General features: G+C 40.9%; 17 protein-coding genes. 11 read left to right on the forward strand and 6 right to left on the reverse strand.

Annotation, left to right across the window (positions count from 1 at the left end; translation table 11 throughout):
* The first annotated feature begins 12 nt into the window (after window positions 1-12).
* Together JWP71_RS03585 and JWP71_RS03590 are read left to right on the forward strand one after the other, a co-directional pair.
* A complete protein-coding gene (locus JWP71_RS03585) occupies window positions 13-234 on the forward strand; it encodes a DUF4266 domain-containing protein (protein ID WP_299497235.1) in 222 nt (73 codons plus the stop codon).
* 21 nt (window positions 235-255) lie between these two features.
* Window positions 256-1569, forward strand: coding sequence for a DUF3570 domain-containing protein (locus tag JWP71_RS03590; protein WP_299497237.1), 1314 nt, complete (start codon window positions 256-258; stop codon window positions 1567-1569).
* 74 nt (window positions 1570-1643) lie between these two features.
* Here the strand turns inward: JWP71_RS03590 and JWP71_RS03595 are convergent, their stop codons facing one another.
* From JWP71_RS03595 to JWP71_RS03605, 3 genes are all read right to left on the reverse strand, one after another.
* Window positions 1644-2084: an Hsp20/alpha crystallin family protein gene (locus tag JWP71_RS03595; protein ID WP_299497239.1), complete on the reverse strand. Its 441-nt coding sequence runs from the start codon at window positions 2082-2084 to the stop codon at window positions 1644-1646.
* 138 nt (window positions 2085-2222) lie between these two features.
* Window positions 2223-2483, reverse strand: coding sequence for a hypothetical protein (locus JWP71_RS03600; RefSeq protein WP_299497241.1), 261 nt, complete (start codon window positions 2481-2483; stop codon window positions 2223-2225).
* A 19-nt stretch (window positions 2484-2502) separates the two neighbouring features.
* Window positions 2503-2886: a response regulator gene (locus JWP71_RS03605; RefSeq protein WP_299497244.1), complete on the reverse strand. Its 384-nt coding sequence runs from the start codon at window positions 2884-2886 to the stop codon at window positions 2503-2505.
* 392 nt (window positions 2887-3278) lie between these two features.
* Between JWP71_RS03605 and JWP71_RS03610 the strand changes: the two genes are divergently transcribed.
* The 4 genes from JWP71_RS03610 (at window position 3279) to JWP71_RS03625 (ending at window position 8311) form a co-directional block, all read left to right on the forward strand.
* A complete protein-coding gene (locus tag JWP71_RS03610; RefSeq protein ID WP_299497246.1) occupies window positions 3279-3746 on the forward strand; it encodes a (2Fe-2S)-binding protein in 468 nt (155 codons plus the stop codon).
* Window positions 3743-5881 carry a molybdopterin cofactor-binding domain-containing protein gene (locus tag JWP71_RS03615; protein ID WP_299497248.1) on the forward strand — a complete coding sequence of 713 codons (2139 nt, stop codon included), beginning with the start codon at window positions 3743-3745 and terminating at the stop codon, window positions 5879-5881. Before JWP71_RS03610 ends, JWP71_RS03615 begins: the two co-directional genes overlap by 4 nt.
* Window positions 5882-6029: 148 nt before the next feature.
* Window positions 6030-7229, forward strand: a complete 1200-nt coding sequence (locus JWP71_RS03620) for a heparan-alpha-glucosaminide N-acetyltransferase domain-containing protein (RefSeq protein ID WP_299497250.1) — start codon at window positions 6030-6032, stop codon at window positions 7227-7229.
* Between the two features lie 101 nt (window positions 7230-7330).
* Window positions 7331-8311, forward strand: a complete 981-nt coding sequence (locus JWP71_RS03625) for an aldo/keto reductase (protein WP_299497252.1) — start codon at window positions 7331-7333, stop codon at window positions 8309-8311.
* A gap of 112 nt (window positions 8312-8423) precedes the next feature.
* On the opposite strand, the gene JWP71_RS03630 is transcribed toward JWP71_RS03625, so the two are convergent.
* The 3 genes from JWP71_RS03630 to folP all read right to left on the reverse strand — a co-directional run bounded on the left by JWP71_RS03630 (window position 8424) and on the right by folP (window position 11264).
* Window positions 8424-9092: a hypothetical protein gene (locus JWP71_RS03630; protein ID WP_299497254.1), complete on the reverse strand. Its 669-nt coding sequence runs from the start codon at window positions 9090-9092 to the stop codon at window positions 8424-8426.
* Between the two features lie 119 nt (window positions 9093-9211).
* Window positions 9212-10087 carry an NmrA family NAD(P)-binding protein gene (locus tag JWP71_RS03635; protein WP_299497256.1) on the reverse strand — a complete coding sequence of 292 codons (876 nt, stop codon included), beginning with the start codon at window positions 10085-10087 and terminating at the stop codon, window positions 9212-9214.
* Window positions 10088-10406: 319 nt separating this feature from the next.
* The gene (folP, locus tag JWP71_RS03640) at window positions 10407-11264 is read right to left on the reverse strand and encodes a dihydropteroate synthase (RefSeq protein WP_299497258.1); all 858 of its coding nucleotides are present in this window, start codon (window positions 11262-11264) and stop codon (window positions 10407-10409) included.
* Window positions 11265-11384: 120 nt separating this feature from the next.
* Between folP and JWP71_RS03645 the strand changes: the two genes are divergently transcribed.
* From JWP71_RS03645 to JWP71_RS03665, 5 genes are all read left to right on the forward strand, one after another.
* The gene (locus JWP71_RS03645; protein ID WP_299497269.1) at window positions 11385-11927 is read left to right on the forward strand and encodes a DUF1599 domain-containing protein; all 543 of its coding nucleotides are present in this window, start codon (window positions 11385-11387) and stop codon (window positions 11925-11927) included.
* Complete coding sequence (locus JWP71_RS03650) at window positions 11924-13075, forward strand: BT_3928 family protein (RefSeq protein WP_299497260.1); 1152 nt, start codon at window positions 11924-11926, stop codon at window positions 13073-13075. The genes JWP71_RS03645 and JWP71_RS03650 overlap by 4 nt, the downstream gene beginning before the upstream one ends.
* Window positions 13072-14130 (forward strand): ABC transporter permease, encoded by a 1059-nt coding sequence (locus JWP71_RS03655; protein WP_299497262.1) that lies wholly within the window; start codon window positions 13072-13074, stop codon window positions 14128-14130. Before JWP71_RS03650 ends, JWP71_RS03655 begins: the two co-directional genes overlap by 4 nt.
* Before the next feature lie 458 nt (window positions 14131-14588).
* Window positions 14589-15137 carry a type 1 glutamine amidotransferase domain-containing protein gene (locus JWP71_RS03660; RefSeq protein ID WP_299497264.1) on the forward strand — a complete coding sequence of 183 codons (549 nt, stop codon included), beginning with the start codon at window positions 14589-14591 and terminating at the stop codon, window positions 15135-15137.
* A 142-nt stretch (window positions 15138-15279) separates the two neighbouring features.
* On the forward strand, window positions 15280-15483 hold a 204-nt coding region (locus tag JWP71_RS03665), incomplete at its 3' end, for a hypothetical protein (RefSeq protein WP_299497267.1).

The following is a 15483-nucleotide window of genomic DNA, read 5'->3' on the forward strand; positions in this document are numbered from 1 at the left end:
CCCCCGATTAAAATGACAAATCAAATTGTAAAACTATTGGCCTGCTTTTTAATAATGATAAGTTTCTCTTCGTGTGTGCGTTTACGGGAATATCAAAAAAACAGGCTCAATGATTCTGAAATGGCGCTTGGAAACCGTAAGGCCGAAAAGAATGAGTTAAATTTTCAATCCTATCGTGAAAGTGCTTCTGGCGCAAATGCCGGAAAAACCGGTGGTGGCTGCGGTTGCAATTAATTTTATACAGAATCAATTTTCATGAAAAAGAAATATTTAACTATTCTTGGTTTCGCACTCATTTGCCGTTTAAATGCCTTTTCACAAAGTAAGGAAGATACCAGCCGCAATAAAAATCCATTTGCTATACAAATCCCTATTGATGTTGATGATACAGGCAGCTATTACCCTACACAACTAAAGGTTGAAGAAATAAATTTGGTATCAAGTTATTATAGCCAAAATGGAGATCATTCTGCAGTTACAGGGGGTATCGGAACAGAAAAAGTAACAGATTTTTCAAATGGCCTGGATCTGAAACTCTCCTGGTATGGGCAGCCTAAACATAAAAACATACTTTCAATTGGTTTGGGTGTTGATCATCATACTTCGGCATCAGCAGCTTTTGTATCTACATCAGGGGCATCAAAAACCGGCGGATCACGCGTATATCCGTCATTAGACTGGACAATTGAAAATGAAATTAAAGGCACGAGTTTTGGGTTGGGCACTTATTATTCGGGCGAGTACAATTATAAATCATTAGGCGCTGATGTACACTTCTCAAAAAAGACAAATGATAAAAGTGGCGAATTTGGCATGAAACTACAGGCTTATTTTGATCATGTTACACTCATTTATCCTTCCGAACTTATTCCGCAATCAACTGTGGTCGTCTCAACCGGGCCTACTTATGTTACTACGGCCAGTGGAAACAGTGTTTTGAGTGGCAGTGGTAGTTCAACGCCAAGCATTCCAACCAGTCCCAGAAATACTTATACCATATCATTATCTTATTCTCAGATGATAAATTCCAGTTTGCAGGTAATGTTCCTAACAGACGGGGTTGCACAAAAAGGATACTTAAGTTTACCTTTTCACCGGGTGTATTTTACAAACAAAAAAGACACTATCGAGAAATTACCATCGTCAAGGTTTAAGCTTCCATTAGGGTTAAGGGCTAATTATTTTCTGGGTGACAATATTATTCTCCGATCATATTACCGATACTATATGGATAATTGGGGCAGCAATTCTAATACAGCCAACCTGGAAATGGTTTATAAAATTACACCTTTCTTTTCAGTTTCACCGTTTTACAGGTATTACAATCAATCGGCTGCCAGATATTTTGCCCCTTATGAGGTCCATAACCCCACCGACACTTATTACACCAGTAATTATGAATATGCTAAGTTTAACAGTCAGTTTTTTGGTGTAGGATTTAGAATAGCGCCGCCAACCGGGGTAATGGGGTGGCAAAATCTTCATGATTTTGAAATCAGGTATGGACATTATTCGCAAAGCACCAGCCTGGTATCTGATGTGATTTCTGTAGCGCTTGGTTTTAAATAATTAAACATAGTATAAAAATGGCATAAAAAAAGGCGCTGAAACAGCGCCTCAATTAACAATTGACTGATGAGCAATTATTTAATCTTGATCTGACGGCTGGGCGTTGTCGCTTCTTTTCTTTTGGCCACATTAATTCTGAGTATACCATCAGTATATTGGGCTTCAATATTTGCGTCATCCACAGAGTCGGGCAGCGTAAAAGAGCGCACGAATGAGGTATAGATGTATTCGCGTTTATTATATTTTTTGTCATTATCCACTTGCTCGTTTTGTTTTTCGGCCGATATGGTCAGCATATTCCTGTTCAGATCCAGCTTAAAATCCTCTTTCTTTAGTCCCGGTGCAGCCAGCTCAATATGATAGTGCCTTTCCGTTTCCGAAATATTTACGGCCGGCACCCTGGATACCATCCGGTCTGATACAAAAGCGTCGTTAAAAAAGTTTTCAAAAATATCATTAAAGACCGGGCTTAACATGCCAGTGTCTTTTCGTTCATTAAATTTTACCAGTGTCATAACTTATCCTCCTTTAAAAATCAACAGGCCGGAGCATTCCGGCTATAGGATACAACAATCTGCATAAGCACGGGTTTGTCATTTTTTATCTTTTTCAAACCAAATGTTTAAACGCTTGTTTGCTCGGCTTGTTCCCTGTTATAACGTTGTCTTCCCTAATTTAAAGCTGCAATTCCATGAGCAGTTCCTTATCTCGAATAATAGCTCTTCATCCCTATCTGGAAAATGCTGCCTTATGCATTTTTTAATTTCCTGTTTCACTTTATTATATATTGAACGAAAATCTTTTTCTGCATCCGGCAGGTTAACAATAATGTGTCCGTTAAACACATTCAGCTCCAAATGAGATGAGCATGAGTTACGAATAAGATCTAGTATGTTTTCCCGAAGTAATTCCATTTTAATCAGATAATTATCATTAAACCGGCATATAGCGGCTCTTTTTATGTTGAGGTAAGTGTTTTCGAATCACTTGATAAAGGAGTTCAAGATTAAATGGCTTTTTTATGTAATCATCAAAACCTAACAGGCGGTATTGCTCATCGATCTGATTATCGCAACTGAAAGCGATTACCGGCAAACGTGGGAAATGCGCCTTGATCCATTGGCAGATATGCTTACCCGAATAATTGCTGAGCCAGCAGTCCAGCAAAACCAGCCTGGGGTGATGCCGCCGGATCAAATCCAGAACATTTTCATTATTATCGGTCGGGCTGCAAACCCGGTAGCCTTCCATTTGCAAAGCGAAGGTGAGTACCTCTAAGGTAGCGGCATCCGCTTCTTGTATCATTATCATTTCCATAAACTTAATTTTTTAAGTGAAAAAGATAGAAACCGGGGGGCAGACGTATTGATTAGCAGTAGCGGCTGAAAAGATAAATGAATGTAAGTAATAGTTGTTACATATTAACGTACTATATTATCTATGTAGTATCCGAATTGCCCGTTATTGTACCGGTTATTTTCCACTTTTGTGGAAAAACTGCAATAAATCAATGACTTGGTTGTTAACCACCCGAACCACCTTGTCGACTATTTCTTTCAAATCAAAAGGTTTGCAATATTATCATTTGCTTTACATGATCTCGCGATTTATCAGGGGGATTAAATAGTATGTAATATTTTAGTTATTGCCCACTAATATTTGTAAAGTAAAGTTTTTACTAATAGATTTACTTAAAAACAAAAGTCATTATGGCTACATACAAAATTTCTGTCAACAATAAGCTGCTTACTGTTGATGCAGATCCAGACACCCCAATGCTTTGGGTATTGCGTGATCATTTAAATTTAGTTGGTACAAAATTCGGGTGCGGCATTGCCCAGTGTGGTGCCTGTACTGTGCATTTTAACGGTTTCGCTGTGCGATCATGCCAATTGCCCGTTTCAGAGGTTAAAGACTCTAAAATTGTAACTATTGAAGGGTTAAGCGCCGAAGGCACGCACCCGGTACAACAAGCCTGGAGCGAGGTTGATGTACCGCAATGCGGTTATTGCCAATCTGGGCAAATTATGGCCGCAGCGGCAATGCTGAAACAAAACCCACACCCCACAGATGACGATATTGATCTGTCTATGAGCAATATATGCCGTTGCGGCACACATTATCGTATACGTAAGGCCATACATCTGGCAGCCAGTAAAGGAGGGGTTACAAAATGAGCGATCAATCAGTTTCAAGGCGCCACTTTTTAAAAGTAAGCTCAATTGCAGGGGGCGGTATAATGTTTGGGTTCCATTTGCTAACGGATGCAAGCCCGGTTAAACATGCCGCGGGCGCAATATTTTCGCCTAATGCCTACGTATCTATAGATTCTAACGGGTTAATTACATTAATGTCGCCCAATCCGGAGATTGGCCAGGGCGTAAAAACAGCATTACCCATGATATTGGCCGAAGAGCTGGATGTACAATGGGATAAAGTGGTAGTAGAAATGGCACCGCTCGATCAAAGTAAATACGGCTCGCAAACAACAGGTGGCAGCGGTGCGGTAAGAACCCGCTACACACCTATACGCAACGCCGGAGCAACGGCCCGTCAAATGATGATTACAGCGGCCGCGCAGCAATGGGGGGCAAATGAGGATGATTGCTATGCCGAAAATGCCTTTGTAATACATAAACCAAGCGGAAAAAAATTAGCCTATGGTGACCTGGCGGCTAAAGCAGCATTATTGCCGGTACCTGCCAATGTTAAATTAAAAGACCCAAAAGATTTTAAAATAATAGGCACCCGGGTACATAATATTGATAATCATAAAATAATTACCGGTAAACCATTATATGGTATAGACACCCGTCGCGAAGGCATGCTATTTGCGATAGTTGCCCGCCCGCCGGCGTTTGGCAAAAGCTTAAAATCATTTGATGACACCGAGACGCGCAAAGTAGCCGGTGTTAAAAATGTGGTTGCAGTACCTTCAAGAAACTTAGTGGCGGTTTTGGCAACGTCAACCTGGGCCGCTAAAAAAGGACGGGATGTATTGAAGGTTGTTTGGGAAGAGACAAGCAAATTGGAAAGCACCGCTGACCATGATGCCTCGTTTACCGAACTGTTAAAAAACTACAGCGAAAAACCTGGCAGAAATGACGGAGACGTAGATGCTGCATTAAATAATAAAGACTACAAGCTAGTAGAAGCAGTGTATGAAACACCCGCGCTATCGCATGCCAACATGGAGCCGCTTAACTTTTTTGCTGATGTAAAAGATGGTAAGGTTGATCTGTATGGCCCTACACAAGTGCCCGCGCGCTTACGCACCGAGGTTGCAAAAGCTGTGGGTGTACCCGAAGCTAATATAACTTTAGGTATGCCAAGGCAGGGAGGTGGTTTTGGCCGCAAGCTACAACCGGATAACGGAGTAGAAGCAGCGTTAATATCGCAAGCCGCTAAAGTGCCCATACAAATGCTATGGATGCGCGAAGATGATATGCAGGGCGATTTTTACCGTCCGCCAAGTATGTTTAAATACAAAGCGGCAATCAACTCGGCGAATGAGTTGGTGGCATGGCACCTTAATGCCGCAGTATTAAGCGGAGGCAGGGCATCCAATCCGGATGGTTTCCCGGCAAGAGCTGTAGCTAATTATCGCGCAGATAATCATTCTCTTAAAACAAATATACAAACAGGGCCATGGCGCGCGCCTACCAGTAACTCGGTAGCATTTGCTGATGAGTGTTTTTTGGATGAATTGGCCCACCAAATGAAAAAGGACCCGATAGCTTTAAGGCTTGAATTGTTAGAAAAAGCAAAAGACCAACCGGTTGGCAAAACCGACGGGGGGTATGACATAGCTAAATATAAAAGCGTTATAGACCTGGTTGCGCAAATAAGCGGTTGGGGCAAACCAAAAAAGCCAAACGTATATCAGGGCTTTGCCTCGCATTTTTCTTTTAGTACCTATGCTGCTCACGTAGCCGAAATAACTAAATTGAAGGATGGAACGTTTAGGGTAACTAAAGTATACAGTGCTGTTAATTGCGGCAGGGTGGTTAACCAAAGCGGTGCCGAAACCCAGGTAGAAGGAGCTATTATTGACGGCTTAAGCCATGCCCTATTTAGCAAGGTTACTTTTGATAAGGGCGCTGTTGAGCAAACCAACTTCCACACGTACAAGTTTTTGCGGATGAAGGACGCGCCAATAGAGGTTATTGTGAAATTTGTACCGTCTGATGATGCGCCAACCGGCCTAGGCGAACCCGGACTGCCACCAATGGCACCCGCGGTAGGCAACGCTATTTTTGCCGCAACCGGTATCAGGTATAGAAAATTACCTTTTGAATTTGCGAAAGCATAAATAACATTTAGATCAGTAAAAAGCCCGTAAATTATATTTACGGGCTTTTTTGTTTTAGACTAAACCGATGTTTAATATTAAAAATCAATTTGTTATGAAATTGATTTTATTTATATTCGACATAACTATTTCTTAACCTGATCTCTTTATGGCAACAACAATCTCTGCTACTACAAAGCATCGTATAGAATCTATAGATATATTACGCGGTTTAGTAATGCTGATAATGGCTATTGACCATGTTAGGGATGTTTTTCATCTGGGCCAGCCCGAACCCACAAATCTGGCAATAACTACCCCCATTTTGTTTTTTACCCGCTGGATAACTCATTTTTGTGCACCCACTTTTGTGTTTTTAAGCGGTATGTCGGCTTACCTGGCGGGTATGCGCCGTACCAGGAATGAGTTAAGTGTGTTTTTGATTAAACGTGGGTTATGGCTTATTGTGGTTGAAGTTGTTTTTATAACTTTTGCTATAACCCTTAATCCGCTTTATAATGTTTTGATTTTGCAGGTGATATGGGCCATTGGCGGCAGCATGGTATTGCTGGGGTTATTAGTAAGGTTAAAAACCCCATTAACAGTTATTGGTATTATTGGCGCAATTATTTTCTTTGGGCACAATATTCTGGATATTGTAAACCCGGGGCCCATTACTGCAACCATTGGCTGGAAACTGTTTTTGTCGGCTGCCGGATTTAACGGTTTTGTACAAATTGGCAGCAATCATTATGTATTAATAGCCTATGCCCTTTTACCGTGGACAGGCGTAATGCTGCTTGGCTATGTTTTCGGCTCACTTTACAAAAGCTCAGTTTCTGCTGTAAAACGCCGAAAAACATTATTGTATTCGGGCCTGGGCCTGTTGGCGCTGTTCCTTATATTCAGGGCATTTAATATTTATGGGGACCCGTCGCCATGGTCGGTTCAAAAAACAACCGCGTTAAGTATTATCTCATTTCTTAATACTACCAAATACCCATGCTCGTTACTATATCTGAGCATGACGATAGGGCCCTCGCTGGTTCTATTAGCTAGTATAGAAACGGTTAAAAACAGGTTTACGTCCATTATAATAGTATATGGCAATGTGCCCTTTTTCTATTATGTATGCCACTGGTATTTAATTCAAACTATCCACGTAATTGTATTTTTCGCAAAGGGCTATTCTACCAGTCAGATCGTTAACCCTAAAATACCTTTCCTGTTTTCACCCGCTGGCTTTGGGTTTAACTTGTTAGGCGTGTATCTGATATGGTTGGTGGTAATAGTAATATTATACCTGCCATGCAGGTGGTTCAGCAAATACAAAAAGACGCACCAGCAATGGTGGCTAAGCTATATTTGATCGCCTTTTACTATCATCAGGTATTAAGGTGGTACTAACTAAATAAACAGTATAAACCCATTCAAATACAATTTGTAATTTGCCTGAAATATACAACTACTATGGACTACGTAAGATTTGGAAATACAGGTATGATGGTTTCGCGCCTGTGTTTAGGTACCATGACCTATGGTAAACCTACAGAAAGATGGCCCTGGGCCCTTAATGAGGCAGAGAGTCGCCCGTTTATTAAAGAGGCGCTGGAGCTTGGCATTAACTTTTTTGATACCGCCGATGTATATGCAGATGGCGCCAGCGAAGAAGTGGTTGGCAAAGCACTAAAAGATTTTGCTAAACGCGATGAGGTTGTGCTGGCAACCAAAGTATTTAACGCTATGGGGCCGGGGCCGAATGATAAGGGCCTGTCGCGCAAGCATATTATGAGCGCGATTGATGCCAGTTTGAAAAGATTAGGCACAGATTATGTTGACTTGTATCAAATCCATCGCTGGGATTATAATACCCCGATAGAAGAAACCATGGAAGCCCTGCATGATGTGGTGAAAGCCGGTAAGGCGCGCTATATTGGTGCATCATCTATGCATGCCTGGCAATTTGCGCAATCGCTTTATGTTTCTGATTTGCATGGCTGGACACGCTTTGTATCCATGCAACCGCAATACAACCTGGTATACCGCGAAGAGGAACGCGAAATGATACCGTTATGTAAAGATCAAAAAATAGCGGTTATTCCGTGGTCGCCGTTGGCGAGGGGTTTACTAACCCGCCCTCTAAACAAGGACCGTAACGAAACAGAACGTGCCCGGACCGATGGTTTTGGAAAAGATATCTATGGCAAATTTGGTGATTTTGAAGTGATTGAGCGCCTGAATGAAGTTGCTGCGCAAAAAGGTTTGCCTAACGCGCAGGTAGCTATGGCCTGGTTGTTAGCAAATTCGACTATTACGTCGCCAATTATTGGGGCAAGTAAGCCGGGGCATTTAGCCGACGCGGTAAAAGCACTATCGGTCAAGCTTTCATCCGAAGAAATAAAGAAACTGGAAGAATTGTATGTGCCGCATACTATTGCAGGCTTTCATTAATTGGGGATGTTTCATTTTTGGTAAGAGGAACACCCGACCATCCCTGACAAGAACTTGTCAGGGATCCTCTAATAATGTTAGTTCGACAGGTGGTTTGGATATCGTGCTAATATTAAAAGGTGTCGTTATCGGCTAATATATCCGCCGATAAGTTACTAATGGTTAAATGCGGTGTTTTGCCGGTGATAGATTTTATTTTACCGTTCTTAAATGGTCCGTCATAGCGATCATAATATATAATGACGGTGTTGCCAACAGATTTTAATTTGCCGTTAAGGTCATCGCCATCATAACGATCATAATAGGCTATATTAATGCTACCCACAGATTTTAACTTTCCTATATTATCAAATCCATCATATTTACTGTAATAGATAAATTTAAGAGCGCCAATGGATTTTACCCGGCCAATGTTTTCAAAGCCGTCAAATTTATCATAGTAAGTAACTGCTATACTGCCAATGGATTTTATTTTTCCGGCCCTGCTTTCTTCAAAATTATCATAATAATCTATCAGCATATTATCAAGCGTTCTAAATTTATTATTCTGTGAATCGCTAACCGGGTCCAAATAGGCATATTGGGTACCTGCTACCGCATTTAATTTAACATTGCCTTTTTGTGATACCTTGATAATAATATTGCCGGCATATAGTTCTATCGATCGGACGATTGTTTTATCGTTAGAGATGCGCAGGTTGACATCTGACAACCCTTGCGACCTGCCAAAAAAGCTAAACGATAATAGTAAAGCTAATAGTAGTGTGTGTTTAGTTTTCATAATTATAAGACTTAGGTTAATGTAATGATGATGTATACCTTATTGATGAATAAAAACGCTAAAGGTTTAAACAAAAAAACCGGCGCAATACCGGTTTCTGTATAAGATTGATTATCAGTTTAAAAGCTTTTGGCAAATTCTACCGCAAAATCTTCAAGCTTTCTTTTTCCTAACGCAGATCTATGTGTCAGGAAATCCTCCTGCATTTTTCCATTTCGGGAAACTTCACCCATTTCTACATAATTTTTGGCTATCTCTTCGGGCAAGCCGGCTTGCAGCATACCGCCTAAGGTATCAGCATCAGTAAACTCAACCCAGGGCAATTCTGGTTTACCTATCTCTTTCCCTAATATAGCAGCAGATTCGCCCGCGGTATGTTCGTCGCTAATTGCATAACGGATGCTATTAGCAGTAAATGGTTGTTGTATTTCTTCGGCAATGGCATCGGCAACATCTACCGGGTGCACAAGTGGCAGATAAGTGTCTGCACCATAATTACTGCCCAATAAACCCGCATGTTTTATCATATCAACATTCGAATAGAAGTTGGTGTAAAAAAAGCCCGCCCGCACATATTTTACAACTACACCTTCTAATTTATTCAGCTCAACTTCTACCTGGTGAAGCCCGGTAATCGGTCCGGCGCCTTCTGTTAAGTGTGCACCAATACTGCTTAATTGAACTACTTTGGTAACCCCTGCCGCTTTAATGGCGGCTGCATAGTTATGGCCTATACCTGCGATATATTCCTTCCAATGCGTTGCACCGAAATTTGGTGGTACCATAGCATAAACAACATCGGCACCTGTAAAAGCATTAGTTAAAAATGCCACGTCTTCTATTGATCCTACTGCGGGTATAGCTCCCATCGACTTAATTTGGGCAGCGTGGGCTTGTTTGCTGGTTATTACAGTTACCTGGTGGCCGGCTTTTACCAAACTTTCGGTAAGTGGTTTGCCAATATTTCCTATTGACCCTGTTAATGTAATTTTCATGGTTTTAGTTTTTTGTATTTGTTAATGACAAAGACATGTTTGCACTTACTTTTATACAGGTACCCGCCCCAAAGTTTCATGACAGCCATTAAGAAAGTTCAACCCACGATGCCAATAAACTTGGCACAAAGCGCGTGCCCACGTTAGTTACATTTTGAATAAAATTGTTGTACCGCCTTTTGTAACCGATGCATCCTATGGTGGAGCAAGCTGTGAGAGATATGGAGCGGGTTTAGATGCACTTAGTTTGGCTAAACCATTTGCTTTTCTATTGCTATCCGTCCAATAAATGGGACGGCAATTAATTATCCTTTTTATACTATTGTTGATTCACCGCTTCCCAAATTTTCACCGTCTCCACCGCTTCCTTTACATCATGAACCCTCAAAATATCAGCGCCTCTAGTAAGCGCGATAGTATTTAAAACAGTAGTGCCGTTCAAAGCATCGGTAGCAGTACCACCCAATAAACCATAAATCATTTTTTTACGCGATACGCCAACTAATACCGGAAGGCCTAATCTATTAAGCTCATCCAAACGATTTAGCAATGTATAACCATGTTGCGGTTTTTTGGCAAAGCCGAAACCGGGATCAATAATTACATCATTTACACCTAGTTGCTTTAATAGGTTATATCGTTCGGTAAAATAATCAAACACCTCGTTAAAAACATCATCATAGGTAGCCAGTTGTTGCATGGTTTTAGAATTGCCTTTCATGTGCATCAGTATATAAGGCACTTGCAGGCGCGCTACAGTAGTAAACATATCAGTATCTAATTGTCCGCCAGAAATATCATTGATGATATGCGCCCCTGCTCTAATACCCGCTTCGGCAACCAACGCACGAAAAGTATCTATGGATAAAACCACATCCGGGAAATTGGTGCCTATCGCTTCAACAACGGGTAGTAATCTATCCATTTCTTCCTGTACAGAAATATCATCAGCTCCCGGGCGTGAAGAGTAAGCACCAAGATCTAAGAAAACAGCACCATCGGCCAGCATTTTTTCGGCTTGCTGCAATGCGTCGGCAACAGTGGGTTGGCGGCTACCGGCATAAAAAGAATCGGGAGTAAGATTAATTATACCCATTACTGTGGGTGTGCTCAAATCAATGAGTTTGCCCCCTGCATTTAGCGTTACCTTTTTATGAAAAAATGTATCTTTAGCCACTATTTGTTTTGTTTTAAAGTTGCAAGATTGTAAAGTTACTTTATATCTTTAAATTTTGTGATTTCAAGTGCGGATGCGCATCAACATTACAACCGTACAGCTTTAAAATTTTACAACAACATCTTGAACAACACATCAGCCGAATACGAAGCCGTAATTAATATTTGCAAAGGACTTTTCATGAAAAAAACCCATGATTATGGTACTGCCTGGCGCATACTTCGTCTTGAATCAATTACCGACCAGATATTTATCAAAGCACAACGCATACGCACTTTGGAAGAAAAGAAAATTTCAAAAGTGGGCGAAGATATTACCGGCGAATATATTGGCATAGTAAATTATTGCGTTATAGCCATGATGCAGCTGGAATGCGATGCGGAAACAGCTATTGAGCTGGCACCCGACCATGTAAGCAGGTTATTTGATGATAAGGTTAAGGAAACAAAAGATTTGATGTTTGCAAAAAACCATGATTACGGCGAAGCCTGGCGCGACATGCGCATAAGCTCATTAACCGACCTGATATTAATGAAGCTGCTCCGTGTAAAACAAATAGAAGACAATAAGGGCCTCACATTGGCATCAGAAGGGATAAAGGCCAATTACCAGGATATACTGAACTACTCGGTATTTGCATTAATAAAATTAGGAGTAAAATGAAAAACAGCTTGATATGGTTTTGCAGAATTAGTGTTGGGTTGCTATTTATTTTCTCGGGTCTTATCAAGGCTAATGATCCGCTGGGGTTTTCTTATAAGCTGGAAGAATATTTCGAGGTTTTCCATATTACTTTTTTAAACGCGCTGGCACTAAGTTTTGCTGTATTACTTTGCGCTTTAGAAATGATATTGGGCTTTGCTTTACTAATTGGAGCGCGTGCCAAACAGGTGGCCTGGGGCTTGTTGCTCATCATTATTTTCTTTGCTTTTTTAACCTTTTATTCGGCCTTTTTTAAAGTGGTACAAACCTGCGGCTGTTTTGGCGATGCTATACCGCTAACGCCTTGGCAATCGTTTAGTAAGGACCTTGTGTTGCTGCTATTAATTGTGGTATTATTTAAAAACAAGGAAAATATAAAGCCACTGTTTAGCTTTAAAACCGGCGAACGGTTGTTGATAGCATCTGTTATTTTTTCGGTTGGCTTTGGCTTATATACTTACAACTTTTTACCGATAGTTGATTTTTTGCCCTATAAAGTAGGTGCAAATATTCTGGACGAAATGAAAACCCCTGCGGGTGCCATGCCTGATGAATTTGAGTTAACCTATAACTTAAAAAACAAAAATACCGGCGAAACCAAAACCATGAGCGATAAAGAATACCTTAAAACAGGTATCTGGAAAGATAACAACTGGGCGATAGTTGGTAACCCCGAAAGCAAACTAATTAAAAAAGGTTTCACCCCTAAAATTACCGACCTCACCATACAGGATGCACAGCGTAACGATTATACGCAGGAAATATTGGTTAACCCCTTTTATAGCCTGATAGTTGTGGCGTACGATTTGAAAAAGACAGACGAAGGCGCCATTAACCGCCTAAACGCGCTGGCTACAAATCTTACACAAGGTTTTAATGCCCGTACCATATTACTAACCTCCAATTCGGCAACAGATGCGGTTGCGTTTAGCAAGAAATTTCATTTAGTGAGCGAAATTTTTTATGCCGATGGGGTACCGCTAAAATCAATGGTTCGCTCTAATCCGGGTATTATCCTGCTTAAAAACGGAACTATCGTTAATAAATGGCATTACCATACCGTACCTGATTATGACCACCTGCTAAAAAAATATTTTCAGCAGCAATGATCCGCTACCTTATCCGTAAGCTACTTTATGGCTCGGCAGTAATGCTGGGTATTGTAGTGGTGGTATTTTTTCTGTTCAATATTTTACCGGTTGATCCGGCCCGGATGACGCAAGGCCAGCGCGCTGATGTACAGTCGTTACAAGCCGTACGTAAAGAGTTTGGCCTGGATAAGCCAGTACCTGTGCAATTTGCCTATTACTTGAATGATCTGTCAGTCATTGGCATTCATTTAAACACGCCTGCCGAACAGGTGCGATATCATTATGTGGCTTTATTTCCTATCTCAAAATACAAAGTAGTAGCGCTTAAATGGCCTTACTTGCGCCGGTCATATCAAACCAGTAAAGAAGTGGCCAAGATGCTTTTAGAGGTTGTACCTAACACATTGGTGTTGGCTACCACGGCAATGTTGTTTGCTATCGTTATCGGCGTGTTTTTAGGCATATTAAGCGCCGTGCATAAAGATACCTGGATAGATCGCTCGGCTTTAGCCTTTTCTACCTTAGGTATTTCTGCCCCATCATTTTTTGCGGGAATAATCATCGCGTGGATATTTGGTTTTGTATTGAGCAGGTACACCGGTTTAAATATGTCTGGCAGTTTATATAGTTATGACCCGTTTAAAGGCGAGGTTATAACGTGGAAGAATTTAATACTGCCCATGGTTACTTTAGGTTTACGGCCGCTGGCAATAATTGTACAGCTTACCCGCAATGCCATGCTGGATGTTTTGGGTCAGGATTATATCCGCACCGCTAAAGCGAAAGGGTTGAGTAATAATACCATTGTTTACAGGCATGCCTTAAAAAATGCGCTCAACCCGGTTATAACCGCCATTGCCACTTGGTTTGCCTCTTTACTGGCAGGATCTTTTTTTGTAGAATATGTATTTGGCTATAATGGCTTAGGCAAAACTACCGTTAACGCTTTAGAGATGTCTGATTTTCCGGTAGTAATGGGGTCTATATTATTTATTGCTTTTATTTTTGTGGTGATAAGTATTGTGGTTGATGTTGTTTATGTTTGGGTTGATCCGAGGGTGAAGCTGGTGTAGTTGTAGGTCAGTTGGCAGTTTTGAGTAGGCAGTTGGCAGGTGAAGAATGTAAAAAAGGGTGTCATTATAAATAAGATATAAACTCCTGCGGAATCTAAAGGGGGAATGACAAGGGTGGGATGTCATGGTGAGCTTGTCGAATCACGACGCGGGCAAAGGCCTTAGCACCATGCTTAGCATGCGGACAGGCCTCTGCGCACGTCGCCCTTCGACAAGCTCAGGGTGACAGCCCATTGCATGTTTAATATAACTCGTCTTGGGTAGCGGAGTGAAGAAACTTCTAAATGGGAAAAGAACGCAGGATAGGTATATAGCAGATCTATTGCTTGGTGAAGATCCTTCACTTCGTTCAGGATAACAATGATAATTAGGTAAACTTTCCTAAAACCATTCCATTTACTACTTGTAATTATATATAGATTAATTTTTATAATTAAAATTTAATAAATCTATATATTATGGCAACTTTAAGTAATAAAAAAGTAGTTATCCATACCGAGGAAGGATATGAAAAGGTAGAACTCACCAGCCCCAAAGATGCCCTCGAAGCAGCCGGAGCAACCGTTCATGTGGTATCGCCAAAAAGCGGTAAAATAAAAGCATGGGATAAAACCAATTGGGGTATTGTAATTAATGTTGATAAACAGCTAAGTGATGTAAGTCCGGATGACTATGATGCGCTGGTGTTACCAGGCGGTGTTTTAAATCCGGATAAATTAAGACAAAATAAAGAGGCTGTAGCCTTTGTATCTGCATTTTTGGATGAAGGGAAACCTGTTGCTGCTATCTGCCATGGTCCTCAAATGCTGATTGAAACCGGGATGATAGGAGGTAGAACTTTAACTTCATATCCATCCTTAAAAACTGACATTGAAAATGCCCGCGCTCACTGGATAGACCAGGAAGTAGTTGTAGACCACGGACTGGTAACCAGCCGCCGCCCTGCAGATCTTGAAGCCTTCAACAAAAAGATGATAGAAGAGATAAGTGAGGGAGTACATGCGTGAGGAAAAAGTTGATTAGGTTGATTAAGTTGGATTGGGTTGAGATAAAGAAGGAAAGATTTACGAAGTTTCAAAAACTTCGTAAGTCTGATTTTTCAGTAGCTGAATCACTTTTTGTTTTCATGAATTTTAAGTAAATTTGAGTATGGTACAAATAAGCGGTACATATAACAAAGGCACTACAAACCTTGATCAAATTGTAGCAGTTGATAAACCTGTTAAGGTAATAGTTATGTTTGATGAAGGGGATATAACTGTAGAAGGAGAAAAACTATCAATCAATGATTTCTCTTTTTTAAAATCCAGGGAATTGCTTAAGGATGTAAAAGGTGATCTTTCAGACGCTGTT

The sequence above is a fragment of the Mucilaginibacter sp. genome (genome assembly GCF_028287845.1).
Taxonomy (GTDB): Bacteria; Bacteroidota; Bacteroidia; order Sphingobacteriales; family Sphingobacteriaceae; genus Mucilaginibacter.

Bases quoted from the DNA above. Each gene is read 5' to 3' on its own strand.
- JWP71_RS03625 (WP_299497252.1), top strand. From the start codon at position 7,331: ATGGACTACGTAAGATTTGGAAATACAGGTATGATGGTTTCGCGCCTG.
- JWP71_RS03615 (WP_299497248.1), top strand. From the start codon at position 3,743: ATGAGCGATCAATCAGTTTCAAGGCGCCACTTTTTAAAAGTAAGCTCA.
- JWP71_RS03605 (WP_299497244.1), bottom strand. From the start codon at position 2,886: ATGGAAATGATAATGATACAAGAAGCGGATGCCGCTACCTTAGAGGTA.
- JWP71_RS03660 (WP_299497264.1), top strand. From the start codon at position 14,589: ATGGCAACTTTAAGTAATAAAAAAGTAGTTATCCATACCGAGGAAGGA.
- JWP71_RS03595 (WP_299497239.1), bottom strand. From the start codon at position 2,084: ATGACACTGGTAAAATTTAATGAACGAAAAGACACTGGCATGTTAAGC.
- JWP71_RS03630 (WP_299497254.1), bottom strand. From the start codon at position 9,092: ATGAAAACTAAACACACACTACTATTAGCTTTACTATTATCGTTTAGC.
- JWP71_RS03590 (WP_299497237.1), top strand. From the start codon at position 256: ATGAAAAAGAAATATTTAACTATTCTTGGTTTCGCACTCATTTGCCGT.
- JWP71_RS03655 (WP_299497262.1), top strand. From the start codon at position 13,072: ATGATCCGCTACCTTATCCGTAAGCTACTTTATGGCTCGGCAGTAATG.
- JWP71_RS03585 (WP_299497235.1), top strand. From the start codon at position 13: ATGACAAATCAAATTGTAAAACTATTGGCCTGCTTTTTAATAATGATA.
- JWP71_RS03620 (WP_299497250.1), top strand. From the start codon at position 6,030: ATGGCAACAACAATCTCTGCTACTACAAAGCATCGTATAGAATCTATA.
- JWP71_RS03600 (WP_299497241.1), bottom strand. From the start codon at position 2,483: ATGGAATTACTTCGGGAAAACATACTAGATCTTATTCGTAACTCATGC.
- JWP71_RS03635 (WP_299497256.1), bottom strand. From the start codon at position 10,087: ATGAAAATTACATTAACAGGGTCAATAGGAAATATTGGCAAACCACTT.
- JWP71_RS03650 (WP_299497260.1), top strand. From the start codon at position 11,924: ATGAAAAACAGCTTGATATGGTTTTGCAGAATTAGTGTTGGGTTGCTA.
- JWP71_RS03610 (WP_299497246.1), top strand. From the start codon at position 3,279: ATGGCTACATACAAAATTTCTGTCAACAATAAGCTGCTTACTGTTGAT.